Source organism: Novosphingobium ovatum, from assembly GCF_009909235.1.
Lineage (GTDB): Bacteria > Pseudomonadota > Alphaproteobacteria > Sphingomonadales > Sphingomonadaceae > Novosphingobium > Novosphingobium ovatum.
This window is the reverse complement of record NZ_JAAAPO010000009.1, coordinates 43,689-68,405: the sequence shown is the minus strand read 5'-3', so window position 1 is coordinate 68,405 and position 24,717 is coordinate 43,689. Positions and strand designations below refer to the sequence as shown.

21 protein-coding genes are annotated in these 24,717 nt (G+C 65.4%); 11 read left to right on the top strand and 10 right to left on the bottom strand.

Annotation, left to right across the window (positions count from 1 at the left end; translation table 11 throughout):
* The 5 genes from GTZ99_RS16620 to rfbF are packed head-to-tail and all read right to left on the bottom strand — an operon-like array spanning position 1 to position 6,038.
* Positions 1-1,890 (bottom strand): thiamine pyrophosphate-binding protein, encoded by a 1,890-nt coding sequence (locus tag GTZ99_RS16620; RefSeq protein WP_161720934.1) that lies wholly within the window; start codon positions 1,888-1,890, stop codon positions 1-3.
* 23 nt (positions 1,891-1,913) lie between these two features.
* Entirely contained in the window at positions 1,914-2,723 is an 810-nt protein-coding gene (locus tag GTZ99_RS16615; RefSeq protein WP_161720932.1) for an aldolase/citrate lyase family protein, read from the bottom strand.
* A gap of 50 nt (positions 2,724-2,773) precedes the next feature.
* Positions 2,774-4,138, bottom strand: coding sequence for a lipopolysaccharide biosynthesis protein RfbH (gene rfbH, locus GTZ99_RS16610; protein WP_161720930.1), 1,365 nt, complete (start codon positions 4,136-4,138; stop codon positions 2,774-2,776).
* Complete coding sequence (gene rfbG / locus GTZ99_RS16605; RefSeq protein WP_201742589.1) at positions 4,135-5,241, bottom strand: CDP-glucose 4,6-dehydratase; 1,107 nt, start codon at positions 5,239-5,241, stop codon at positions 4,135-4,137. Before rfbG ends, rfbH begins: the two co-directional genes overlap by 4 nt.
* 11 nt (positions 5,242-5,252) lie before the next feature.
* A complete protein-coding gene (gene rfbF, locus GTZ99_RS16600; protein WP_161720928.1) occupies positions 5,253-6,038 on the bottom strand; it encodes a glucose-1-phosphate cytidylyltransferase in 786 nt (261 codons plus the stop codon).
* A 315-nt stretch (positions 6,039-6,353) separates the two neighbouring features.
* Here rfbF and GTZ99_RS16595 point away from each other — a divergent pair, with 315 nt between their 5' ends.
* From GTZ99_RS16595 to GTZ99_RS16585, 3 genes are read left to right on the top strand one after another with little or no spacing between them, the layout of a single operon-like run.
* On the top strand, positions 6,354-7,379 hold the full coding sequence (locus GTZ99_RS16595) for an efflux RND transporter periplasmic adaptor subunit (protein WP_320076707.1): 1,026 nt from the start codon (positions 6,354-6,356) through the stop codon (positions 7,377-7,379).
* A gap of 4 nt (positions 7,380-7,383) precedes the next feature.
* On the top strand, positions 7,384-8,634 hold the full coding sequence (locus tag GTZ99_RS16590; protein WP_161720924.1) for an ABC transporter permease: 1,251 nt from the start codon (positions 7,384-7,386) through the stop codon (positions 8,632-8,634).
* Entirely contained in the window at positions 8,631-9,383 is a 753-nt protein-coding gene (locus GTZ99_RS16585) for an ABC transporter ATP-binding protein (RefSeq protein ID WP_161720922.1), read from the top strand. Before GTZ99_RS16590 ends, GTZ99_RS16585 begins: the two co-directional genes overlap by 4 nt.
* Here GTZ99_RS16585 and GTZ99_RS16580 read toward each other — a convergent pair.
* The 5 genes from GTZ99_RS16580 to GTZ99_RS16560 form a co-directional block, all read right to left on the bottom strand.
* Positions 9,377-9,973: a LuxR C-terminal-related transcriptional regulator gene (locus GTZ99_RS16580; protein WP_161720920.1), complete on the bottom strand. Its 597-nt coding sequence runs from the start codon at positions 9,971-9,973 to the stop codon at positions 9,377-9,379. The two genes, GTZ99_RS16585 and GTZ99_RS16580, sit on opposite strands and share 7 nt — an antisense overlap.
* 56 nt (positions 9,974-10,029) lie before the next feature.
* Positions 10,030-10,815: an SDR family NAD(P)-dependent oxidoreductase gene (locus tag GTZ99_RS16575; RefSeq protein ID WP_161720918.1), complete on the bottom strand. Its 786-nt coding sequence runs from the start codon at positions 10,813-10,815 to the stop codon at positions 10,030-10,032.
* Positions 10,806-11,762, bottom strand: a complete 957-nt coding sequence (locus GTZ99_RS16570; RefSeq protein WP_161720916.1) for an alpha/beta hydrolase family protein — start codon at positions 11,760-11,762, stop codon at positions 10,806-10,808. Before GTZ99_RS16570 ends, GTZ99_RS16575 begins: the two co-directional genes overlap by 10 nt.
* The gene (locus GTZ99_RS16565) at positions 11,755-12,867 is read right to left on the bottom strand and encodes a glycoside hydrolase family protein (RefSeq protein WP_161720914.1); all 1,113 of its coding nucleotides are present in this window, start codon (positions 12,865-12,867) and stop codon (positions 11,755-11,757) included. Before GTZ99_RS16565 ends, GTZ99_RS16570 begins: the two co-directional genes overlap by 8 nt.
* A gap of 90 nt (positions 12,868-12,957) precedes the next feature.
* Positions 12,958-15,297, bottom strand: a complete 2,340-nt coding sequence (locus tag GTZ99_RS16560) for a TonB-dependent receptor (protein WP_161720912.1) — start codon at positions 15,295-15,297, stop codon at positions 12,958-12,960.
* 531 nt (positions 15,298-15,828) lie between these two features.
* On the opposite strand from GTZ99_RS16560, the gene GTZ99_RS16555 reads away from it, so the two are divergent.
* The 8 genes from GTZ99_RS16555 (at position 15,829) to GTZ99_RS16520 (ending at position 24,567) form a co-directional block, all read left to right on the top strand.
* Positions 15,829-16,314 (top strand): nuclear transport factor 2 family protein, encoded by a 486-nt coding sequence (locus GTZ99_RS16555; protein ID WP_161720910.1) that lies wholly within the window; start codon positions 15,829-15,831, stop codon positions 16,312-16,314.
* Between the two features lie 190 nt (positions 16,315-16,504).
* Positions 16,505-17,686: a class I SAM-dependent methyltransferase gene (locus tag GTZ99_RS16550; RefSeq protein ID WP_161720908.1), complete on the top strand. Its 1,182-nt coding sequence runs from the start codon at positions 16,505-16,507 to the stop codon at positions 17,684-17,686.
* Entirely contained in the window at positions 17,683-18,015 is a 333-nt protein-coding gene (locus tag GTZ99_RS16545) for a DUF5333 domain-containing protein (protein WP_161720906.1), read from the top strand. The genes GTZ99_RS16550 and GTZ99_RS16545 overlap by 4 nt, the downstream gene beginning before the upstream one ends.
* Before the next feature lie 3 nt (positions 18,016-18,018).
* Complete coding sequence (locus GTZ99_RS16540; RefSeq protein ID WP_161720904.1) at positions 18,019-18,915, top strand: LysR family transcriptional regulator; 897 nt, start codon at positions 18,019-18,021, stop codon at positions 18,913-18,915.
* 31 nt (positions 18,916-18,946) lie between these two features.
* Positions 18,947-20,344, top strand: a complete 1,398-nt coding sequence (locus GTZ99_RS16535; RefSeq protein WP_161720902.1) for an FAD-dependent oxidoreductase — start codon at positions 18,947-18,949, stop codon at positions 20,342-20,344.
* Positions 20,345-20,389: 45 nt separating this feature from the next.
* A complete protein-coding gene (locus GTZ99_RS16530) occupies positions 20,390-21,067 on the top strand; it encodes a response regulator transcription factor (protein ID WP_320076706.1) in 678 nt (225 codons plus the stop codon).
* 260 nt (positions 21,068-21,327) lie between these two features.
* Positions 21,328-22,101 (top strand): phosphatase PAP2 family protein, encoded by a 774-nt coding sequence (locus GTZ99_RS16525; protein ID WP_161720898.1) that lies wholly within the window; start codon positions 21,328-21,330, stop codon positions 22,099-22,101.
* A gap of 27 nt (positions 22,102-22,128) precedes the next feature.
* Positions 22,129-24,567: a TonB-dependent receptor gene (locus GTZ99_RS16520; protein ID WP_161720896.1), complete on the top strand. Its 2,439-nt coding sequence runs from the start codon at positions 22,129-22,131 to the stop codon at positions 24,565-24,567.
* Positions 24,568-24,717 lie beyond the last annotated feature (150 nt).

Here is a 24,717-nt window from a genome sequence, read left to right as displayed (position 1 = left end):
TCAACGCAACGTGGCGCAGGGCGCCATCGCCTCGGCCAGTTCTTCGTCCGACAGGAAGGGCGAGAGATCCTCCAGCGGGGGCGAGACCATCGTGCCATCGGGCAGACGGCGGCTGGACAGTTTCGGCTCGAACTGCTGCGCCTTGTCGATCAACACCTCGCACACTTGCGGGCCATCGGCGTCCAGCGTGGTGCGGATCGCGGCGTGCAGATCGCCTTCGTCATTGGCGCGGCGGCTGGGCAGGCCAAAGCCGGTGGCCAGACGCGCGAAATCGGGGAAGGTCAGGCCCGAATCCGGCCCGCAACCCACGGAAAAACCGTTGAAATGTGCGGTCTGCGACTGACGGATGGAGTGATAGCCATCATTGTTCAGTACGAACAGCTTGATCGGCAGGTTCAGCCCCGAAATGGTCTGCAATTCCTGCAAATTCATCATGATACTGCCGTCGCCCGCCAGACAGATGATCCGGCGCGGCTGTGCCCCCACAGGGCAGGCCGCGTAATAGGCGCCAATCGCGGCCGGCAGGTCATAGCCCATGCTGGCGCAACCCGAATTGGTATAGAGGCGCTGCCCCTCTTTCAGATCGGCGCATTGGAAGATGGTGACGCAGGCCGTGCCATCGCCGCACACGATGATCTCGCCCGGTTCCAGCGCTGCAAACAACGCCTCGCCAAAGACATAGGGGTTGATCGGGCCGGTGGGCGAACGCATCCCGGCATGCACCGCCGGATAGCGCGCCGCCAAAGCCCGGCTGCGCGCCAGAAAACCCGCCCGCGCCTCGGCCTGATCATCGGCGGGCAAGGGCATGTCGGCCAGAATGGCAAACACCTCACGCAGATCGGCATGGATGGCGCGATGCAGGTTCAGCGTCGGCTTGGCCAGTTCGGCGCGGTCAATATCCACCATCGCCACCCGCGCATTGCGGGCAAAGGACTGATAGTTATAGCTGATCTGACGGATGTTCAGGCGGCTGCCCAGCACCAGCACATAATCGGCCGATTGCACCGCGAAATTGCCGCCGCGATCGCCCACACTGCCGGGGCGGCCAACATAGAGCGGATGCGCGTTGGGGATTGCGTCATGCGCGTTCCACCCCGTCACCACCGCCACGCCCAGCCGCTCGACCAGCGAGAGGAACGCGCCATGGCTGCCCGACAGGCGCACGCCCGCGCCCACGAACACCACCGGGCGCTGCGCCGCGCACAGTTCCGCCCACATCGCCGCCAGTTCGGCCCGCAGAGCATCGCCGCTCAACGCGCCCAGTTCGGCGGCATTGTTGGCGTGGTGCCATTCGGCCGCGGTATCCACGTCGGTCGCCGGATCAAACGGGGCCAGCGCCTCGGGATCAACCGGGGCGGCCTGCACGTCGATCGGCACGTCGATCCACACCGGGCCGGGGCGGCCACGGGTCGCCAGATACAGCGCCTTTTCGATCACCCGGCGCGCGTCCTTGGGGTCTTGCAACACCACGGCATATTTGGTCACCGGCTTGACCATGGAGACGATATCCACCTCCTGATCGCCCAATTGGCGCAGGGGGATATGGGGGTAATTGCCCGCGATCGTCTCACGCTTGACCTGACCCGAGACGACCACCATCGGGATCGAATCGACATAGGCGCCATAGACGCCGTTCAGCGTGTTCACGCCCCCCGGCCCGGTGGTGACATTGACCAGCGCCGGCACGCCCGACAGGCGCGCATAGCTTTCGGCGGCAATCGCGCTGGCCTGCTCGTGGTGGTTGAACACCTTGCGCAGGCCCGCTTCGCGCCCGAACGCATCGTTCAGGTGCATCGCCCCGCCGCCCGTCAGCATAAAGCAATCGCGCACACCAGCAGCCACCGCCGCCCGCGCAATCAGATCGGCAACGCGGATCGTCTCACCACTCATGTCTTTGGCCTATTCCTATGGCTTCAGGCGATTTCGCGCGGTTGTTCCAGCGCCTTGGCTTGCCGAGCTTCCATCATCTCGATGCGGCTCGCGTCTTCCTCGGCGATGTTGCGATAGAAATCGCGCTTGTTCTTCAGCCACAGCAGTTCGAACGCGATGGCCTGTTCCATGCCGGCAACGGCGCGGCCATCGTCCAGCACGGCGCCATCAAACACCACCTTGCGCGTTTCGAAACGGTCCAGCCGGGCGGCGCGCGCAGCCGTCAGCAGCGGCACCGAATCCGGGCTGACCCCGCCGCCGGTCACCAGCGGCAAACCGCGCGCAGCGCAGGTGCGTGCAACAGCCGAAACATAGCCCGACATCTCGTCGCCATTCACAAACGAGCGGTCATGGCCCATCGAGCCAGCAAAATCGACGCGGCCGAACACCATGCCCACGCCGCCCTTTTGCGCCAGCTCGCCCATCTGCTCCAGATGGTCAAACGTGCTGCGGGTTTCGATGTTGAACAGGAAACCGATGTCGCCCTGCTCGTCGGCGGGGAAGACCTTGTCCTTGGCGGCGATGAACTTGCTCAGGGCATAGGGCGTCTCGACCATGGGGGCGATGATGTAATCGACACCATATTGGCGCGCCTCGATCAGGTCGCGGATCGCCTCGCAGCCGCCAATTTTCAGCGCGACCTTCAGCCCGGCACGGCGCGCCAGTTCCAGCAGGCGCAGGAATTCGTCGCTACGGGTGCCTTCGGCCTCGAACTCGGCCTTGACCGCGTCGAACCCGAACTTGGCCTTCCCCTCGGCCAAAATCGCCAGCATCTGCTTTTCGTAGCTATTCACACAATGGCTCCTGCAAGGGGCATAACTTCACACGTCACGCGCGGCACGCCTCAATGCCGCTCGCCGCGCAGATAGGCCGCAAGGGTTTCTGCGGTATAGCCGAGGTGGCTTTCCGTCAAACCCGGATAGACGCCCAGCCAGAAAGTATTCGTCGTCACCAGATCGGCGTTGGCCAGATCGCCCACCACGCGGACATCGCGGCCCTTCATATAGGGCTGGCGCAACAGGTTGCCGCCAAACAGCAAACGCGTGCCGATGCGGCGGTGGTTCAGGAACTGGACCAGATCCTCACGATCAATGCCCGATTCGGGGCGGATGGTGATGGGATAGCCAAACCAGCTGGGGTCCGAATTGGGCGTGGCCTGGGGCAGGATGAACACATCCTCCATCGGCGCCAGCAATTGGCTCAGCGTGTCGAAATTGCGGCGGCGCGCGGCGATGAAATCCTCCAGATGGTCCATCTGCGCCAGACCGACGGCTGCCTGCATGTCGGTGATCTTCAGGTTATAGCCGACATGGCTATAGGTGTATTTGTGATCATACCCCATCGGCAGATCGCCCAGCTTGCGGCAGAACCGCTTGCCACAGGTGTTGTCCTGCCCCGGCGCGCACCAGCAATCGCGGCCCCAGTCGCGCATCGATTCGACCACGCGCTTCAGGCGGGGCTTGTCGGTGAACACGGCGCCGCCCTCACCCATGGTGATGTGGTGGGCGGGATAGAAGGACAGCGTGCCCAGATGGCCAAAGGTGCCGACATGCCGCCCGTCATAGGTCGCGCCCAGCGCATCGCAGCAATCCTCGACCACCCACAGATTGTGCTTTTCGGCAACGCGCATGACTTCGGCCAGATCGAACGGATTGCCCAGCGTGTGGGCGATCATGATCGCGCGGGTGCGCGGGCCAACGGCGGCCTCGATCATCTCGGGCTTGATGTTATAGGTGGGGATGTCGACGTCGACAAACACGGGCTTCAGCCCATATTGCAGCGAGGGGTTGACCGTGGTCGGGAAGCCGGTGGCAACGGTGATCACCTCATCGCCCGGCTTCAACGCATCGCCCCGGAAGTAATGCGACGTCAGCGTGGAGAGCGCCAGCAGATTGGCCGAGCTGCCCGAATTGGTGGTCAGCGCGTGGGCCACGCCGATCCGCTTGGCCAGCTTTTCCTCGAACGCGGTGTTGAACCGGCCCGTCGTCAGCCAGAAATCCAGCGAGGCGTCCACCAGATGGCGCATGTCGCTTTCGCCATGCACCTTGCCCGACACCGGCACCGCGCTTTCCCCCGGCACAAAGGTGCGGGGGCCGTGGTAACGGCGGGCATATTCCCCCGCCAGATCCAGAATGGTCGAACGCAGCTGCGCCTCATCGCTGTCGCGGACCATGTCCAGCAGGCGGCTTGCGGGGGTATCATTGCTCATGCGGGGGCGTTTCCAGACAGGGTGTTCATAAAATCGCGGCGATAGGCCGCCAATTGTTGCAGGGATATGGCACGCGCATCCTCGCCCGCGCCCACGGCCTTGTGCCATTGGGTGATGCGGTCCAGCGCGATGCCCAGCCCCCACGCCGGACGCCAGCCCAGCGCGGCGCGGGCCTTGGCGCAATCCAGCTTGAGCAAGGTTGCCTCGTGCAGGGTGGGGGCGTCGGCGGGTTGGTCCCAGCCCGCGCCATCCCCCCATGCCGCGCACAGGCGATCGGCGATCCAGTGGACGGGCTGCGTGTCATCGTCCGCCGGGCCAAAGTTCCAGCCCTCGGCCAATCCGACATTGCCCGCGGCCAGCCCGCGCGCGATCATCAGATAGCCGCCCAAGGCCTCGAGCACATGCTGCCACGGGCGCACCGAATGGGGGGAACGGATCAGCGGGCGCGCGCCATCCAGCAGCGCGCGCATGATATCAGGCACCAGCCGGTCGGCCGCCCAATCGCCACCGCCAATCACATTGCCCGCCCGCACCGAAGCCAGCAAAGGCCCATCGCCATTGCTGAAAAAGCTGCGCCGATAGGACGCGATCACCAGTTCGGCCGCGCCCTTGCTGGCGGAATAGGGGTCATGCCCGCCCATTGGCTCATTCTCGCGGTAGGGCCAGACCCATTCGCGGTTCTCGTAACACTTGTCAGAGGTGATGCAGACAATCGCCCGCAAATCGCCCGCGCCCAGCTCCCCCGCGCGGCGGCAGGCGTCCAGCACATGCACGCTGCCCTGCACATTGGTCGCAAAGGTTTCGACCGGCGTGGCATAGGACAGGCGGACCAAAGGTTGCGCCGCCAGATGGAACACCACCTCTGGCCGGGCCTGCGCCATGGCGGCGTCGACCACGGCGGGGTCGCGAATGTCGCCCTCGATATGGGTGACCAAATCACCAATGCGCGCCTGATGGAACAGGCTGACATCCTCTGCCGGCAGCGACAGGCCCGTCACCTGCGCCCCCATCTGCGTCAGCCACAGGCACAGCCAGCCGCCCTTGAAGCCGGTGTGGCCGGTGACCAGCACCCGCCGCCCGGCCCACCAGGCCTCATCAATCAACGCGGCGCCCCTCACCACACCTTCCAAGGCGCGGCGCCCTCGGCCCACAGCTTTTCCAGATGCTGTTTGTCGCGCAACGTGTCCATCGGCTGCCAGAAACCGTCATGCCGGTAGGCCACCAGATCACCCATCAGCGCCAGCGTCTCCATCGGCTTTTGCTCCCAGATGGTGTCCGGCCCGTCGATCAGGTCGATCACGCTGGGGTCCAGCACGAAAAAGCCGCCATTGATCAGCCCGCCATCGCCCGCCGGCTTTTCACGAAAGCTGCGCACCTCGTTGCCGTCATTGCCGATGCCGAATTCCAGCGCGCCAAACCGCCCCGGCGGGGCCACGGCGGCAATCGTCGCGCGGCGGCCATGGGCGCGGTGGAAGGCCAGCTGTGCCGTCACATCCACGTCCGACACGCCATCGCCATAGGTAAAGCAGAAAGGCTCGTCCGGGGTCAGGAACCGGCGCACCGCGCGCAACCGCCCGCCGGTCTGGGCATTGGCGCCGGTGTCCACCAGCGTCACGCGCCACGGCTCGCTCTTGGCCTCGTGGACTTCCATGCTGTTGTTGGCCAGATCGATCGTTACGTCCGCCGCATGCAGGAAGTAGTTGGCAAAGAACTCCTTGATCACATAGCCCTTGTACCCCAGGCACACGATAAAGTCGTTCACCCCATGGGCGGCATAGATCTTCATGATGTGCCACAGGATCGGCATCCCGCCGACCTCGACCATGGGCTTTGGCCGTACCGAGGTTTCCTCACCCAGCCGGGTGCCAAGTCCGCCAGCCAGGATCACCGCTTTTGTCACTGCCAACCCCCTGTGGCCGGCACCGTGCCAACCAGACCGAACCGGCGGATCGCTGCGCCCAAGGCATCACGCGGACAATGGCGCAAACCGGCCATGTTGCCCCGCATATGCCCCGCGGGGGAGCCCCGCCCCGCAACCGACCCGACCTGTTCTGCGCGGCCGGCTGATAAGGGAAAGCGGCCAAGCGGTCAATGCTGGCTAGGGCGGCGGCCGGGCGGACGATGGCCCATGTTGACACGCCACAAAGACAGATTGGCAGCCGTCCCGCACCTGCTACAACCACGGGCGATAACACGGCGGCGAAAGGGCACGCGGGTGAAGGCAATTGTTGGCTGGACGATCGGCATTGCGGCGCTGGGCGTGGCGGGCGCGGGGCTGTGGCATTGGCGGCACCAGCCCGCAACGGTCGCCTATGCGCGGGTCGGCGCGGGGCCAGCGGCCGATCTGGTCTATGCCACCGGCTATGTCGAGGCGCAGCAGCCGGTATCGGTCGCCGCCCGCATCACCGCCCCTGTGGCCAGGATATTGGTGGCCGAGGGCGACCGGGTGCAGGCAGGCCAGGTGCTGGCCATTCTGGACAATACCGAGCAGCAGGGCCTGTTGGCGCAGGCCGCAGCCCAAGCCCGGTCGGCCGAAACGGTCGAGCGCCGCACGGTGGCCCTGTACCGCGACGGATGGGTGACGGGCGCCGCGCGCGACAGTGCGGTGGCCAATGCCGACGCTGCCCGCGCCGCCCGCGCCACCGCCTCGGCGCGGCTGGATCAGCTGATGGTGCGCGCCAGCGCGGCGGGCGTGGTGATCAAGCGCGATGTCTATCCCGGCGATCTGGCGACCCCTGCCAAGGTGTTGTTCCAGTTGGGCGACCCCAAACAGATCCGCATCACCGCCACCGTGGACGAGCGTGACATCACCCGCGTGCGCGTGGGGCAAAGCGCGCTGATGACTTCGGACGCCTTTGCCGGGCGGGTGATCCGCGCCCATGTGGCCGAGGTAACGCCTGCGGGCGACCCCACGGCGCGCGCCTTTCGCGTGCGACTGTTGCCGGATGAGGCGGTCAGCCTGCCGATGGGCCTGACGCTGGAGGTGAACATCATTGCCCGCGAAAACGCCCATGCGGTGCTGATCCCGCCCGCTGCGGTGAGCGGGGGCAAGGTGTGGGTGGTCGAGGGCGGCAAGGCCCACCAGCGCGCCGTCACGCTGGGCGCGGCAGGCAAGGAGAATACCGAGGTGACCGCCGGGCTGAAGGTGGGCGAGACGGTGATCCTGAGCCCGCCCGCCGATCTGGCCGAAGGCGCGGCCGTGCGCCCCGCGCCTGCCCCCGCCGCCACCGCAAAGCCCTGACGCCGTGCTGGGCCGCCTGTCGCTGTTGATCCATATCGCCGCGCGGCATCTGTTGATGCGGCGGCGGCAAACGCTGGTCGCCACCAGTGGCGTGGCGGTGGGCGTGGGGTTCTTTCTGGCGGTCTCGGCGCTGATGGTGGGCAGCCAGAACGATTTCGTCCGCCAATTGATCGATGTCGCCCCGCACATCATCGTATCGGACGAATTGCGCAGCCCGCCGCCGCAACCGGGGGTGCGCGCCTATCCGGGCGGGGCGGTGCAAATCCACGGCTATAAACAGCGCAACGAGGTGCGCGGCATCAAGGACTGGCAGCGGCTGATGGCCCGCACCGGCGCGATCGAAGGCGCCATCGCCTCGCCCAGCCTGTCGGGGGCGGTGACATTGCGCATGGGCGGGCGGGACGAACCGCTGGCGGTCGTGGGCGTGGAACCGGGGATCGAGGCCAAGGTCAGCAATATCGCCGACAAGATGCGCGCGGGCCAACTGATCGATCTGGAACGTGTGCAGGGCGGCGTCATTCTGGGCGAGGAACTGGCCCGCCGGCTGGGCCTGAACATGGGCGACATTGTCTCGGCCACATCGGCGGCGGGGGTGACGCGATCCTTGCGCGTGGTTGGCTTGGTGAAAAAGGGCAATTCGATGCTGGGCGGCAGCACCGGCTATATGCTTTTGCGTGAGGCGCAGTCGTTGCTGGGCCGCCCCTTCATCATCAACCGCATCGGCATCAAGCTGACCGATGCCTATGCCGCGCAAACCATCGCCGCGCAGTTGGAGGCGCAATCGGGATATAAGGCGGAAAGCTGGCAGGAGCGGTCCAGCGACTTCCTCTCGCTGCTGCTGACGCGCAATATCGTGATGTATTCGGTGGTCTCGGCGATCCTGCTGGTGGCCTCGTTTGGCATTTACACCGCCGTCTCCACCAGCGTCGCGGACAAGCGCAAGGATATCGCCATCCTGCGCTCGATGGGGTTTTCGCAAGGCGACCTGCAACTGGTCTTCGTGCTGGAAGGGCTGGCGCTGGCGGTGGTGGGGGTGCTGTTGGGCTGGGCGCTGGGGACGGGGCTGATGGGGGTGCTGGGATCGCTGGACCTGTCGGTGGGCGGCGAGATCCAGCATATCCCGCTGGACAAATCGCCGCGCCAATATGCCATCGCGGCCGGGGCTTCACTGGCGGCGGGCGTGGTGGCGGCCTGGCTGCCCGCGCGTAAAGCCGCCAGCGTCGATCCCGTCGACATCCTGCGGGGGGCATTATGAGCGCGCCAGAACCTGTCCTGCCAGAGCCTGTCCGGCCCGAACCTGTCCTGATCGCCCGGCACCTGACGCGCAGCCTGCCCGGCGATCCGCCCGCAACACTGGTGGCGGATGCCGATCTGGCGATCCTGCCGGGACGCTTTACCGCGATTGTCGGGCCATCGGGCTGTGGCAAATCCTCGCTGCTGTACCTGCTGGGCCTGATCGACCGGCCCACATCGGGGCAATTGCTGCTGGACGGGCGCGATCTGGCGCAAATGTCGGGCGATGACCGGGCGCGCATCCGGCTGGAACATTTCGGCTTTGTCTTTCAGTTCCATTTCCTGCTGCCCGAATTCACCGCGCTGGAAAATGTCATGCTGCCGCTGCGCCGGCTGGGGCGGTTGTCACAGGCCCAAGCGCGCGAGAGGGCGATGCAAATGCTGGCCGATGTCGGGCTGGGCGACAAATGGATGAAGCCGCCCGACCGCCTGTCCGGGGGAGAGCGTCAGCGCGTGGCCATCGCCCGCGCGCTGGCCAACAACCCGCGTCTGGTGCTGGGCGACGAGCCAACCGGCAATCTGGACAGCGTCAATTCCGCCCGCGTGGTCGATCTGTTCCGCGATCTGGCGCATAAACAGGGCCGCGCGGTGGTGTGCGTGACGCATGACATGGGGATTGCCGATCTGGCCGACATCCGCGTGACCATGCTGGACGGCCGCGTGGTCGAGGTGCGCGAGCAGCACCCCGCGCCTTCAGCCGGAACTCAGTAACCCGCTTCCACCGCCATGCGGATCGCCTCGGCGCTGGTGCGCACGCCCAGTTCGCGGAACATGGCGGCGCGGTGCATCTTGATCGTGCGCTCCGACAGGCCCAGTTCCCACGCGATCTGCTTGTTCAGCTTGCCGCTGGCCATCTCCATCAGGATCTGCCGCTGGCGCGGGGTCAGCGTGTCGATCCGCGCGCGGGCCGCATCGCGCAAGCCCGGGCCAGCCGTGTCCCGCGCGCCCTCATCCGCCACCTCGACCTGCGAGCCGAGGAAATATTCCAGCGCCCCGCTTTCATCAAACAGCGGCGCCACCATCACCGCATTGCGGAACGGCGTGCCATCCTTGCGGTAATTGATGATCTCGACCATGACGGGGCGGGCCGCGGCGATGGCCTCGCGCAATTGCGCGGCCAGTTCCGGCTCACTGTCCGATCCACGCAGGAACCGGCAATTGCGGCCGATGATCTCGTCCGCGCGATAGCCGGTCAGGCGTTCAAACGCCTCATTGCAGGCCACGATCGGGTTATCCGGCAGACGCGGGTCGCTGACAACGGCAGCGATCGAGCTGTTCTTGATGAGGTCTTGCGCAGGCATGCGCCATGCCTAGCAGCCCCCATGCCCAGCGCCAAGCATCAGTTGGGCCAAATATGTTACAATATCCGCCGCGCGGGGCCGGCTTTGCGGCGACGGATCTTCTCGGCGGTCAGCCATGTGAAGATGCGGTCGTTGGCGGTGTTCTCGTCGATCGCGCGGGCGGCCCATTTGCCGATGGTCTTGGGCGTGTCGGCGATGGTGTTGACCCATGGCTCGCGCATGGCGCGCTCGGCCTCGGTCAGTTTGGCGTGTTCGCGCCGGAAGCCTTCGGTGATCACCAACCCCGGCGATATCCCACCCACGATCACCCCGCTGCCCGCCGCCTCGGCCTCTGCCGCCAAAGCATGCGTCAGATAGGTCACCGCCGCCTTGGTCGTGGCATAGGCGGTCATGCGCGGGACCACTTTGCCATCGGCCCCCGCGCCCAGCATGTTATAGATCGCGCCGCCGCCCTGCGCCCGCATCCCCGCCATCGCGGCCCGCGCGCCCAGCATCGTGCCGATCAGATTGACATCCACCATCCGGCGCAATTCATCCTCTGACTGATGCGCCAGATCGGTGCCCGTCAGCGCCCATCCGGCATTGTTCACCCACACATCCACCCGGCCAAAGAATTCCACCGCGCCTTCCCACAGGCGGATGTGGTCATCCGATTGGGTGACATCGCAACCGATGCCCATCACCCCATGACGCACACCGCCCAGATCGGCGGCCACCCGCACCGCCTCGGTCGCTTCGGAGGATGACACCACCACCGCATGCCCCCGCGCGTGCCACGCCTGCGCCAGCGCCCGGCCGATGCCGCGCGTTGCCCCGGTGATCACCGCCACTTTCATCTGCATTCGGTTGCTCCGTCGGTTCCCAAGGGGGCGTAATCATCAGGCATCGGCGCGCGCCCGGCCAAAGCGGCGGCAAACAGCGCCAGACTGGCCCGCCGGACCAGCGCCAGCCGGGCGGGATCGGCGTCCTCCACCCCGCTGCGGCGCGGATCGACGATCCCGCCCAGATAGTGCCGCGCCCCCGCCATGGTGATCAGGCACAGGCCGCGCGTCGCGCTGTGGCGATAGACATCGGCGTGCCACCCCAGCCCGCGCAGCGACAGCGCGCGGCTGTCATCGGCGTCCCCCACCATCACCAGCATCGGTCCGCGAATGCCCTTGCGCTCCACCTGCAAATAGGTGCCGCGCGCGCGAAAGCCCTGGGCCAGATCATCGGGCCCGCCATCGCCGGGGGGCGACAACAGCACCGCCCCGCGCAAGGCTGGCAAGGGCAGGCGCACAAACCGCCCCGCCCCCGCGTCCCATACGCCCGCGCCCATCAGCGCCGCCACCGTATGCCCGCCAAAGCTGTGCCCCGCGGCCAGCACCCGGCGCGCGTCGATATGGCCGCGCCACGCCGGTTCGGCGCGGGTGATGGCGGGGATGGCGTGGGCGGCGCGGATCATGTCCTGCACCCGCGTGCGCCACAAATCCGCGCCGGGCGCGACCGGCGGAGGAAAGCCATCGATGCTGGCGTCCTGATGGTCGGGCTGAATGACGATATAGCCCGCCCTCGCCCACGCCTCGATGATCGGGGCATAGCCGCCACGCGACAGGCCGGACCCATGGCTGAACAGGATCACCGCCGCCCGCCCCGTGATCCGCGCCGGGCCGGTGACGCGCAGGGCCAGCGCCCTTTGCCCATGGGCGGAAGGCAGCACCACCGGATCAATCACCCGGATCGGGGCGGGCTGGGCATGGGCCGCAACGCCCGCCACCAGCGCCCATCCGGCCAATATCGCCCTAATCATCGCCACCCTTCCACCGTGTCAACCGCCGCAGATCGCCCAGCGGCGCCAGCGCCAGCCCGATCCCCCGCCGCCCCTGATCCGCGCCAAGGCTTTGGAAGCCATAGTAATAGAAATGCAGCCGCCCATCGGCCACCACCAACCGCGTCGCCGCCACGCCCAGACTGTCCCATGCGCCATCGGGGCCGGGGTGGAACACCGGCTCGCCATACAGGCGGTGCCAGATCAGGCCGTCATCGGAATCAGCGGCCGCGATGGATCGCCCTCCGGCCGCGTCAATCGCGGTATAGATCATCAAAAACCGCCGCCCATGCGGAATCGGATTGGACAGCACCTGTCGCGTCACCATCCCACCCGCGTCATGATCACCCCCCGCATCGGCAAAAGCCAGTTGCCCCAAAGGTTCCCACGCGCAGGCATCGGGCGATGTCCAGACCATGGTGGCAAAACGGCGCAGATCGGGGCTGGCCTCGGTCACTTGGCAGATCCAGCGGGTGCCATCGTGAAACGCATTGGGCCATGCCGCATATAGCCCGCCCGTGGCGATGGGCAGGATGCTGCCCCCCGCCTCTGCCCCGGCGCAGCGGTGCCAGTGCACCCCATCGCGGCTGCGGGCCAGACCGGGCAACATGCGCAATCCCGCCACCGCGCCCAGCCGCCCGGCCTCCACCACCGTGGTGTCGCCGCCGAAATACCACATCAACCAGCCATGCGGCAGGCGGGTGATGTCCGAAATGCCCAGATGCAGGCTGTCGAACCGGGCCGGATCAGGGGACGGCGCCAGCACCGCGCCCGCCTGTGCCGGGCCAGCCTCGCGCCGCCAGCGCCGCCCATCGGCCGATGTCGCCATGGCGATCCGCCCCGTGCCCAACGTTGGCGGCAAAGCGCCGCTGTCGGCCTGCGCCCGGTCGCGGGCGTAATACCACATCCGCCACTGACCGCTGTCGGGGTCGTGGTCCACCATCGCCCCGCCCAGCCGGTAATCGTCGCAGGCCCCATCCGGCCCCGGCCCCAGCACCAGCCCCGCCCCGCCATCCGGCCCGGCGCCCTTGCGGCGGTTCAGCATCTGCCATCGGCCCATCAGCGCCCCCTTTTGGCCCGTTGCCATGGCCAAATCAGGGCCGCCCCGCGCGTTTGAGGGAAACGCGCCAGACGGCCCCGTCCGGTCCCCGCCCAATCCGGGGACAATCGCCACCGATCAGTAGTTGAACGTCACCGTGGCGCCGAAGGTCCGGCGGTCACCCATGCTGACGTTGTACTGATAGATCGAGGGCACCACGAAGGAGCTTTCGGCATATTGGTGGTCAAGCAGGTTCTTGCCCCAGATGAACGCCTTCCACGTGCCGCCCTCGACGCCGATGCGGCCATTGGTCAGCGCATAGGGCGCGATCGAGGCGGTGTTGGTGGTGTCGGTGTAGAGCTTGCCCCGGAAGACTTCGTCCACACCGGCAAACAGCGTCAACCCATTGCCCAGAGGCTGACGATAATCAGCCCCCAGCGTGCCCTGCAACCATGGCACATTGCCCAGGAAATTGCCGGCCACATTGCCGCTGCTGGCGCAAACCACATCATCGCAATAGCTGCTGGTGGTGGGGTTGATCGCGCCGTTGCTGGCGCGCGCGTCCTGCCACGCGAACGAGCCATTGACCGTCAGTTTCGGCGTCACCTTGTACGTGGCCGACAGTTCCACACCCATGGACCGCGCCGCGCCGCCCGAGACATAGATCCCCGGCACCGCCGCCGTCACCGTAGTCACGACATAATTGGCGGGCGTGGCGCTGATCTGGCGCTTTTGCCAATCGATGTAGAACAGGCTGAGCGCATAGATCAGGCGGTTGTTGAGCAGCGAGCCCTTGGTGCCGATTTCATAGGTCCAGTTGACCTCTTCACCAAACGAGCGTTCCGATTCCAGCAGGCTGACGGTGCCGGTGACATAGCCGTTGAAGCCGCCGTTCTTCACGCCCTTGGCCGCGCTGGCATAGAACATCAGGCCCGGGCTTTGCTTGAACTCCAGCGAAAAGCGCGGGGTGATGTTGTTATAGGCCGCGCGCAACGGCGGACGGGTCAGCGCAAGACGGTCCACGGTGCGCAGAACGGTGTGCGAATAACGCGCCTCGGCCGACAGCGTCAGGCGGTTGTCCAGCAGGCCATAGGAGGCGCGGCCGAACACGCTGTCGGTCCAATATTCGGTCAGGCGGTTGTTGAACAGGTTCATGCCCCCCGCCGACAGCGGGTTCAGATCGTCCGACAGCCACGCAACGCCTGCGGCCTGACCCGTGCGGTTGCCGAACAGGAAGCTGTCCCATGCCTTTGAATGGAAATAGCCAAAGTCGAATTTCAGCGGCCCGCGATTGTCATAGGAAATGCGCGCGTCGTGGCTCTGGTATTTCAACAGGCCCGCCTCGCGCTGGCGCGAGACGCCGACCGTGGCGGTGGACAGGCGGTAGGAATTGGCGTCCAGATAATAGGAGTTCGAGGCAAAGATCGACTGTTCGATGCCCACGCCCCGCGCGTCGCCAAAGTCATAGTTGAACGACCATGCGGGCGCAAAGTCGTACTTGATCGAGCCGTGCCACAATTCGGTGCTGCCATACATGCCCGGCTGGGGCGCGGCGAACAGGCCATCGGGGTAATTGGCGCTGTTGACGCCGGTATGCTTGCCCGCCGGGCTGTTGGGCAGATTGCCGCACCACAGGTATTTCGACCCGTTCGCGCCAGTGCGGCCACAGTTCAGGCCGTCTTCCTTCAGATTGCCGTCGATGGTGTAAAAGGCGCGGATCTTTTCCGTGCGGGTCAACTTGTAATAGCTGCCCAGGATGGTCAGCCCCGGCGCCGGGGTCAGCTTGACCGAGGCCGAGAAGTTCTCGCGCTTGTACCCGCCAAAATGCGCCAGATCGCTGGTGCCCGCGCCGGCGAAATTGTTCTTCCACACCCCGTCAAAGCTGGCGTTGGCGTAATAGACGCGCGCCATCAGCAGGTCCTTGATGATCGGCCCGCCAATGCCCAGACGCACATCCTTGTACCCGCCATTGCCGATGCTGGCCTGACCGTCGATCTTCAGCCGGTTGGTGGGCTGACGCAGCACGTAATTGATCGCGCCCGAAAAGGTGTTCTGGCCATAGAGCGCGCTTTGCGGGCCCTTTACCACCTCGATCCGTTCGATATCGCCCAATTGGGAATCGACCATATAGCCGCGTTGCAGGTACACCCCGTCCAGAAACACGCCAGTATTGCCAATCGCGCTTTGCACATTGGCCTGTGACAATCCGCGGATCACCGCATTGCCGTTGAATTTCGACAGGAAGTCGGTGAAGCGCAGACCGGGCGTATAGTTTGCCACATCCTGCAGATCGGCGCTGCCGCGCACCTGCATGTCGGCCGCCGTCACCGCCGCGATGGACAGCGGCACATCCTGCAACTTTTCACTGGATTTGCGGGCGGTAACGACGATGTCGCCGGGGGTGCCATCACTGGCGGCCGGTTCGGCCGCAGCGGCCAACGCCGGGGTGCCCATTGCCGCCGCCATCAAGGCGGCCATGCACACGCCCGCCAAACGGCGCGACGCGTATCTATCGTGCGAACGAATCATCGAAATGCTCCCCATGAGTGATCATCCCCCACGTGTGTGAGTGGCCATTACGGCTCTAGCGATGGGGGAAGCTACTCAGGGGATATTGATGCAGGAAACAAAAAATACGCCACCTGATCGACAGGCGAACAAAAAATGTCGTATTTTTGACGCCAATCAATGAAAATCATCCGATTAAGCGGATATTTCCATTTACCGCATGCACATATGCACTGTCGTTATGCGTCGCAATTATGCACACATACGCCGATCGATCAAGAGCCTTTATCCATCCATGCAGAACAAGGCCGATCAATATTTAAAAATAACAAAATAAAACGCGGCGCCAAATCGACACCAAAAGCAGCCTCGCGACTATGCCAGCAAAAGACTGGGCCACCATACGCTTTTTTGACATGGATCAAATTTGGGCCTGACCGACAGGTGAACAGGCTCCACATCCGCTCTGGCCGCGCCCGTGCGGGGCATAGGATGCGCGCCATGCGATTCCCCCTCCTCCCCCGTTCGCCCCAGCACCGCACAGGCGCCGCCCTGTGTCTGGCCATGCTGGCCGCCGCCCCGCCCGCCATCGCCGCCCCCGCCCCGCAGACCAAGGCGCAGGTCCAGGCCGAGATCTGGGCCAAGGAACAGGCGATCTATGCCGCGCGTGGCGCGGGCAATCTGGATGCCTATATCGCCAATGTCGCCACCGACTATGCCGCATGGCCGCCCTATGCCACCGCGCCCACAGGGGTTGCCGAACTGCGCGCCGCCAATGCCACGATGAAGGGGCAGGAACTGCTGGAAATGACCTTTACCGCGCTGGCGCTCAATGGCGATACGGCGGTGATCTATTACCAGACGCACCGCACGCGCATGCCCGACGGCACAGCGGTGGATCAGCGCTATGACGTGATCCACGTCTGGGTGCGCGAGGGCGGCGCGTGGAAAGTGTTGGGCGGCATGGCCCGCCCGCGCAAGGGATGACCGACAGGCGAATGTTTGCCGATTCCCCGCCAGACAGGCATTTGCCGCCATTTCCCCCCGATTGCGGCCAGTTTGCCCGCCGCCGCGCCCCATTTCATGCAGGGCGCGCATGGATGCCCAAGATCATCTGTCTGGCAAACGCGGCCCCCCGCATTAGCCTGACCGCAGAAATCAACCTGGGGAGAATACCATGACCTTCCTCACCAATCTGGGCGAGAAGGCGGCCGCGCGCGTTGCGCCCGCCTTTGGCCTGTCGCAGCATGGCCGCGCCGCGATGGAATTCCTCGGCTCGATGCAAAAGTTTTCGTCGGGCTATCTGCGCCCCCGCGCCAAGGCCGACTTCATGGCCGTGCCCAAGGCCGCCGAACTGAATGCCGAACATGTCGCGGGTGCCGACAACAGCTCGCCCGATGTGGCCGCCCTGCGCGAGCGGGTCAAACAGGGCCGCGCGATTGCCGACACCCTCCCGCTGTTCCGGCTGGAACGGTTCTGCCAACGCTGGGTGGCCGAGGAGAATTTCAACACCGGCATCCCCGCGATCGAGGAACGCCGCGAGCAGTTCTACCCGCTGTTTTACGGCCCGATCAAGGGGCAGGCCGGCGGCACGCTGGAACTGCGCCCCGACATCGAGGCGCCCAAATATTGGGATGTCGAATGGCATCTGGAGCCGGGCGGCTGGGATGGTTATGACCTGTATGGCGCGCTGTTCGCCTTTGCCGTGGGCCCGATGGTCTTTTCCAAGGGCGGCTATGCGGCCGTGGGCGTGGGCGATGACATCACCCAGCAGCGCGTTGCCACCATCCGCCAGTTCCGCAAGGACCATTACGCGCGCATTTACGAGCCCGGCTGTGGCGGCACCACCACCGCGCGCGCCGTCCACACCGTCTTCCCCGATGCCGAGATCCACGGCTCGGACCTGTCGCCCGGATTGCTGCGCAACGGGCACCGCATGGCCGAAACCATGGGCTTTGCCGCCCATCTGAAACAGCGCGACATCGTTGACACGCAGGAGCCCGACGAGAGCTTTGACGCGGTCATCACCTATGCGCTGCACCATGAATTGCCGCCAAAGGCCAATGCGCAACTGTTTGCCGAACTGTTCCGCATCATGAAGCCGGGCGCCGAAATCGTCATCTCCGATCCCCCGCCGCTGCGCGCGGTGGACCTGTTCCATGCCGTGGTGCTGGACTGGGACACGCTGAACCGGGGCGAACCGTTCTTTTCCGCCGTGCTGGAGGCGGGGATTGATGACCAACTGCGCGAGGCGGGGTTCGAAGGTGTCGAATCCTATGCCATCGGCCGCGACTGGTATCCATGGGTGACGCGCGCCGTCAAACCCGCCGCCACCCCTGCGCAGGAGATCGCCGCATGAGCTGGACCCCGCCGCCGACCGACGCGACACTGAACGCGATCAATGTCGATGATCTGGGCCGCATGCTGATGGCCTTGACGCAGGAAGTATGGGTGATGCGCGACCGCATGGCCGTGACCGAACTGTTGCTGGCCGACAAGGTGGGCATCGGCGCGGACGAGATCGAGGCCTATGTCGCAGACCCCGCAACCAAGGCGCAGATCGAGGCCTTGCGCGACCGTTTCGCGGCCAAGGTGCTGGGCGCGCCGGTGGCCGGGCGCGAGCGCAGCGTCGACGCCATTCTGGAACGTGCCGGCATGGCCCGGCCTCAGCCAGAAGGCGCGGCATAACCCATGGAGATCCAGCAACTCCGCCATTTTCTGGCCGTGGTGCGCCACGGCAGCATCGGTCAGGCGGCAGAGGCCTTAAACCTCTCGCAACCGGGGCTGTCGCGCTCGATCCGGGCGCTGGAGGAGGTGCTGGGTCTGGCCCTGTTCGAGCGCAAGGCGCGCGGCGTGTCATTGACCGAACACGGGCGCAAGCTGATGACGCGCGCCGAGGTGATCGTCAACGAACACGACCGCGCCATGGCCGAGGCCCGATCGGCAGGCAGTTTGCGCAGCGGCGACGTGCGGTTGGGCATCCACACCGTGCTGCGTGAAATCGGCGCGGGCGACGCGCTGTCCGATTTCATCGCGGCCAACCCGGCCATCGGCCTGTGCATCGATGTGGGGCCGGGGTCGGAACTGGTCGAGAAGGTCGCCAGCGCCGAACTGGACATCGCCTTTACCCTGTTTCCGATCGAAAGGTCGGGCAATATCGCCCATTTCGAGCACCTGTTCCATCTGGCCTGCCGCATCTATCAACGCGTGGGCGCGGCCCGCCCCATCACCGGGATCACCCGTCTGGGCGATCTGATGGACCGGGCATGGGCGCTGTCGGGCGCGGTCAATTTCCGCCGCGCGTTTGAGGAAAACCTGATCGCGCAGGGCCTGCCCTTCCCGCAACAGTTCCTGCAATCCTCGTCATTGGGGCTGGTGCTGGATCTGGTGCAACAGCGCGACCTGCTGACCATCCTGCCCGAACGGGTGGCCAATGCCCCGCGTCTGGCGGGCCGATTGGAAAGCTGTGACGCCCCGGCCCCCGCCGGTGGCCCGGCAGGCGGTCTGGTCTATCGCAAGGAAGTGTTGCGCCTGCCGGCCGTGCGCGCCGTGGCCGATGCCTTCCGCAACCTGTCAACCGACTGGTAACACACCCCTTTTCGCATAACTGGAACCCTGCATGTCTGCCATTCTGCCCCCGCCCTCCGATGCGTTTGAATTGTCATTTCCTGTGGTGGTCGTCGGGGGCGGCGGCACCGGATTGGCCGCGGCGCTGGCGGTGCGCGATGGGGATGTGGATGTGCTGGTGCTGGAACGCGACGCCAGCCTGCTGGGCAGCACGGCGATGTCCACCGGCCTGATCCCCGCCGCCGGAACGCCCGAACAGGCCGCGCAAGGCATCACCGACAGCCCCGACATCTTTACCGCCGACATGATGGCCAAAACCAAGGGCAAGACCGATCCCGTCATGGCCGCCTGCATGGCCCGCGAAAGCGCCGAGACGGTGGCGTGGTTGCGTGACACCCATGGCGTGCCGCTGACGCTGGTGGATGGGTTCCTCTACCCCGGCCACAGCGCGCGGCGGATGTATGGCACGCCCAACCGCACCGGCGGCGAATTGATGGCCGCACTGGAGGCTGCCGCCAGTGACAAGGGCGCGACCATCCTGCCCGAGGCTTGTGTCGAGGCGATCTATGCCGATGGCCGCCATGTGGTCGGCGTGCGCATCACCCGCCCCGATGGCGCGGCCGAGGATATTGGCTGTGACGCCTTGATTCTGGCCTGTTCCGGCTTTGGCGGGAATGCCGATATGGTCGAACGCTTCATCCCCGACATGGCGGGCGCGGTGTTCCACGGCCATCCGGGGAACAAGGGCGACGCGATGCGCTGGGGCGAGGAAATGGGTGCCGCGCTGGCCGACATGACCGGCTATCAGGGGCATGGCGGGCTGGCGCTGGGCCATGGCGTGCCGATCCTGTGGCCGCTGATCATGGAGGGCGGCTTTCAGGTCAACGCCGATGGTGTGCGTTTCTCGAACGAGGCTTCGGGCTATTCCGAGCAGGCCGCCAAGGTCAACGCCCAGCCCGGCCATTTCGCGTGGTCGATATTCGATGGGCGGCTACATGACCTGATGTTGCAGTTTGACGATTACCATGACGCCCTGCGCGCCGGCGCGGTGGTTGAGGCCGAAAGCATCGCCGAACTGGCGGACAAGACACGCCTGCCGCTGGACACCCTGACCGCCACCTTGGCGCAAGTCGCCGCGTTGGTGGAGAGCGGGCAGGCTGATGGCTTTGGCCGGACGTTCGCTCCGCGCCCCGTTTTGACCGCCCCTTATCGCGCGGCCAAGGTGACCGGCGCGCTGTTCCATACCCAGGGCGGGCTGGTGATCGACCAGACCGCGCGGGTGGTGGGGGCCGATGGCGCGCCCTTCCCCAACCTGTTTGCCGGCGGCGGCGCGGCGCGCGGTGTATCGGGGCCGGGGGCGGATGGCTATCTGGCGGGCAACGGCTTGCTGGCGGCCACAACGCTGGGCAAAATCGCCGGGCGCCACGCGGCGGCGCTGGTCACCCCCTGACACGCAATCGTCACCTTTGCCTGCAAGGGGCAAAGGATGGCGGGCGTGCATATCCTGATCCGCGTCGATGCACCGGCGCTGGGCGCGCAGATCGCGGCGATGCTGACGGCGGCGGGCCATCGCCCGACACTGGCCGATGGGATTGCCGATGCGCTGACACAGTGCGCGCGCGACACGCCCGATGCGGTGGCACTGGAAACCTGCGCGCCGGATGCTGCCGCAACGCTGGCACCATTTTGCGCCCTGCCGCTGCGGCCGCGCCTGTTGCTGCTGGCCGATCAACCCAGCGCGGCACAGCGGGCCGCCGGGTTGTGGGCAGGGGCGGATGACTATCTGGCGCTGCCCTGCGCCATGGACGAATTGGCCGCGCGGCTGCACGCGATCTGCCGCCGTGACCGCCCCGCCGATCCGCCACAGGGCGCGCTGGCCGTGGGCCGCCTGCAACTGGACGCGGCCAGCCACACCGCCAGCTATCACAGCGCCTCGGCCCGACTGAACCGCAAGGAGTTCTCGCTGCTGGCTTATTTGATGCGCAACGCGGGGCAGTTGGTGACGCGGGGCATGATCCTGACGGCGGTGTGGTCATACAGTTTCGACCCCGAAACCAATATCGTCGAAAGCAACCTGTCGCGGCTGCGCGGGCGGTTGCAGACGCTGGGCTGTGACCCGATCGAGACGCAGCGCGGCAAGGGCTATGTCCTGCGCACAGAGCGTTGCGGCTGAACAAACGGGCCCTGCGCGACGCAACATTCCAAACCTGCAATGTTGCAATGCAAAACAGCGGCGCGGCGCGCCATGTCACAGTTCAGTCATGCCCTTTGCCTAGCGCGGCGCGGTCAGTTCTGACTGTTTGACGGGGGCTTGCCATGTTTGTCGTCCAGCCCATTGCCGCGCCAGACACTCCGTCGCGCATGCGGCATGCGCTGCAACGCAGCATGCCCCGCCCACGCCGCCGCCCTTTCTCCCAACATCAGGAAACCCACATGCGCCTGCTGTCGATCCGCCCCGCCATTGCCCGCCAATTGCCGCTATGTCTGGCCGCCGCGCTGATCGCGCTGGCCCCGCTTCAACCCGCGCTGGCCCAAACCGCGCCCGCCCCCGCCCCGACCTATGCCGGTGGCGAAGGCAAATATCTGCATTACCTGAACCCGACGCAGTTCGATCCCTCGCTGTTGCTGCCCGCGCCCTATGAAAAGGACTCGGCCGCCGCCAATTTCGAGCTGGAAACGCTGCACCGCCTGATCGCCTCGGCCAGCAAGGACCGCATGGCGCAGGCCCTGACGGATGCCGAGGTCGAGGATCCCAGCCTGTTCAACGCCACCGTCAGCATGGACCTGAAAAACCTGCCCGCCACATGGGCGCTGCTGACCCTGGTGCAGGACGAGGCCTATCTGGCGACCGGCTATTCCAAGGCCTTTTTCAAGCGGATGCGCCCCTATAGCGCCGACCCCACCATCCCCCTGTGCGAGGCCAAGGCCGACCCGGCCAAGCCGGTGTTCAAGTCCTATCCCTCGGGCCATGCGACGGTGGGCTATGCGGTGGGTTACGCGCTGGCCCGGCTGATCCCGGCCAAGGCGGACAAGATCCTGGCCCGCGCCCGCGATTACGCGATGAGCCGCCAATATTGCGGCGCCCATTATCCCAGCGACACCGAGGCCGCCCACACGCTGGCCACGCTGGCCGCCGCCCAATTGATGGCCGACCCGCGTCTGGCCAGCCAGATCGCCGCCGCCCGCGCCGAATTGGCCAAACAGTAATTCGTCACGTTTCAGGGGGGAATTCACATGCATATCAACGCTTTTCGCCGCTGGCTTTGGGCCGGCGCGGCACTGTGTGCCGCCACTGCGCCCTTTGCCCATGCCGCCACGGCGCCGGCCACCGCGCCGGCCGCCGCCGATGACCAATCGACCAGCGCAGGCCAGACCGGCCAAGCCAACGACAGCCAGTCGCTGACCACCGCCGACATCGTGGTGATCGGTTCGGCCGCCGCGCAGAGCGCGCCGCTGGTCGCCTCGCTGACCACCACCCAGCCGCAGGCCGTCATCAGCCGCAGCTTTATCGACAATGCCAACGCGGGCGCCGATTTCAACGAGTTGATCGCGCTGACACCGGGCGTGTCGATCTCGGGGACGGGCAATGGTCAGGGCTTTTCCGAAACCAAGGCGGTGATCCGCGGGTTCCAGGATGGCGAATATAACGTCACCTATGACTCGATCCCCTTTGCCGACACCAACAACCCCACCCACCATTCGACCGCCTTTTTCCCGTCGAACACCATCGAAACCGTGGTGGTGGACCGTGGCCCCGGCAATGCCAGCCAGCTGGGTCAGGCGACCTATGGCGGCAATCTGAACATGTATTCGCGCGCCGTGGCCGAACAGTTCGGCGGCCAGTTGCAGATGCTGTATGGCAGCTGGAACAGCCTGATGGGCCGTTTCGAAATCCAGAGCGGCCGCATAGAGCACCTGGGCGGCGCGCGCATGGTGTTCGCGGGCCAGTATCTGAAATCGCAAGGCGCGCTCAGCTTCTCGCCGGTGCAGTCCAAGAACCTGTTTTTCAAGATGGTTCTGCCGATCGGCGCCAACCACACGCTGACCGCCATGTCGACGTGGAACCGCAACTATTACTATCAGTCGGACTCGCTGAAGGGTTCGACCTGCGGCAGCGCGCTCAAGGGCGTGAGCGGGTTTTCCAATGCCGCGCTGGACGCCAATGGCAATCTGCTGACCCAACTGACCGCCAACAATTGCGCGGCCGGAACCAACGGCGCGGTCTATGGCCGCGATTACGGTTTGGGCGGCGATGCGACCAAGCAGGACTATTGGGCCTATAACCGCACCGACAAGACCACCGATTTCTCGTATCTGCGCCTGCAAAGCGTGCTGGGCAGCGGGCTGTCGTTGGATAACCGCCTGTATATGTACGGGTACAGCAACAACACCATGTCGGGCAATTCCGGCACGGTAGTGACTGGATTCAACACCGCCACCCTGCCCTATACCAAGCTGACCAACAGCAATATTCTGGGCTATAACAAGCTGAACAAGTACCGCGTGCTGGGCTATATCGGCCAGCTGACCTATGATTTCTGGCTGGGCAAGATCCGCGCGGGCGGCTGGTACGAGCATTCGAACACATGGCGCCACACATGGGATCTGGACCGCACCACCGGCCTGCCCAGCTATAACGAAAACGCCTATCTGGGGACGGCCGCCACCGCCGCCTATCCCGGCATCAGTCTGGCCAACATCAAGTATGAGCAGAATTCAGGCTGGAACCAGTTCCAACTGTTTGGCGAATTCGAGTTTCGGCCGTTCGACAGCCTGAGCATTACACCGGGCGTGAAATATGTTCATTTCACCCGTTCGGTCAATGCCTTGGTCAATCAGACCACCCGTGCGCCCGCCGACATGCAGGCCACCTGGACCAAGACACTGCCGTTCCTGACCGTCAATTGGCAGGCCAGCCGGAACTGGTCCTTCTATGGCCAGTATGCGCAGGGCATGTATGTGCCTGATCTGTCCAGCTTCTACTCGACCTCGGCCACGCTGGCCCAGTCGCTGGCTGATCTGCAACCGATGACCACCACCAATTACCAGATCGGCACGGTGTGGCACGGCCGCCGCGTGTCGCTGGATCTGGACGGATATATCATCAATGTTAACAACAAGTTGGGCACTTGCACCACGGTCGGTTGCGACACCTCGCTGACGATCAACATCGGTCAGGTGCGGTACAAGGGCGTCGAGGGTCAGGTGGCGGTGATGCCGCTCGATGGGCTGTCGCTGTTCGTCAACGGTTCGTACAATTACGCCCAGTCGGTCACCACCGGCGCACAGATCGCCAAGGCGCCCTTTACCACCGCCGCCATCGGCTTTGTCTATGCCCGCCACGGCCTGCGCGTATCGTACAACCAGAAATATACCGGCGTGCAATTTGCCAATGAATACAACGGCAATCCCAATTATCGCCTGTATCGCCTGTCGCCCTATAGCGTGGGTGAATTTGCCATCAGTCAGGAATTCGGCAAGAATTTCCGGTTGGGTCTGACGGTGTCGAACGTGTTCGACAACCGCGCGATCACCAGCATTTCCACCAGCTCGTCGGGGGCGCCGACGGTGACGGTGGGCGGTGTGACCTATCAGAACGGCTATGGTCAGGGCGATCAGTTCAGCTTCTTGCCGCCGCGCCAGTTCATGGTGGACGCACGCTTCACCTTCTGATGCCGCGATCCGGGCGCGGATGGCCCAACCCCCCAGCCGCGCCCGATTTTGTTGTCAGTGACTACAATAAACAGGCCGTAGCGAGGCATTATCCCCGCTACGGCCTGTGTGTTTGCGCCATGCGGGCGGATCAGTCGCGCGCCACGCCCG

Bases quoted from the DNA above. Each gene is read 5' to 3' on its own strand.
- GTZ99_RS16620 (WP_161720934.1), bottom strand. From the start codon at position 1,890: ATGAGTGGTGAGACGATCCGCGTTGCCGATCTGATTGCGCGGGCGGCG.
- rfbH (WP_161720930.1), bottom strand. From the start codon at position 4,138: ATGAGCAATGATACCCCCGCAAGCCGCCTGCTGGACATGGTCCGCGAC.
- GTZ99_RS16585 (WP_161720922.1), top strand. From the start codon at position 8,631: ATGAGCGCGCCAGAACCTGTCCTGCCAGAGCCTGTCCGGCCCGAACCT.
- GTZ99_RS16580 (WP_161720920.1), bottom strand. From the start codon at position 9,973: ATGCCTGCGCAAGACCTCATCAAGAACAGCTCGATCGCTGCCGTTGTC.
- GTZ99_RS16575 (WP_161720918.1), bottom strand. From the start codon at position 10,815: ATGCAGATGAAAGTGGCGGTGATCACCGGGGCAACGCGCGGCATCGGC.
- GTZ99_RS16570 (WP_161720916.1), bottom strand. From the start codon at position 11,762: ATGATTAGGGCGATATTGGCCGGATGGGCGCTGGTGGCGGGCGTTGCG.
- GTZ99_RS16565 (WP_161720914.1), bottom strand. From the start codon at position 12,867: ATGGCAACGGGCCAAAAGGGGGCGCTGATGGGCCGATGGCAGATGCTG.
- GTZ99_RS16560 (WP_161720912.1), bottom strand. From the start codon at position 15,297: ATGGCCGCCTTGATGGCGGCGGCAATGGGCACCCCGGCGTTGGCCGCT.
- GTZ99_RS16555 (WP_161720910.1), top strand. From the start codon at position 15,829: ATGCGATTCCCCCTCCTCCCCCGTTCGCCCCAGCACCGCACAGGCGCC.
- GTZ99_RS16550 (WP_161720908.1), top strand. From the start codon at position 16,505: ATGACCTTCCTCACCAATCTGGGCGAGAAGGCGGCCGCGCGCGTTGCG.
- GTZ99_RS16545 (WP_161720906.1), top strand. From the start codon at position 17,683: ATGAGCTGGACCCCGCCGCCGACCGACGCGACACTGAACGCGATCAAT.
- GTZ99_RS16540 (WP_161720904.1), top strand. From the start codon at position 18,019: ATGGAGATCCAGCAACTCCGCCATTTTCTGGCCGTGGTGCGCCACGGC.
- GTZ99_RS16535 (WP_161720902.1), top strand. From the start codon at position 18,947: ATGTCTGCCATTCTGCCCCCGCCCTCCGATGCGTTTGAATTGTCATTT.
- GTZ99_RS16525 (WP_161720898.1), top strand. From the start codon at position 21,328: ATGCGCCTGCTGTCGATCCGCCCCGCCATTGCCCGCCAATTGCCGCTA.
- GTZ99_RS16520 (WP_161720896.1), top strand. From the start codon at position 22,129: ATGCATATCAACGCTTTTCGCCGCTGGCTTTGGGCCGGCGCGGCACTG.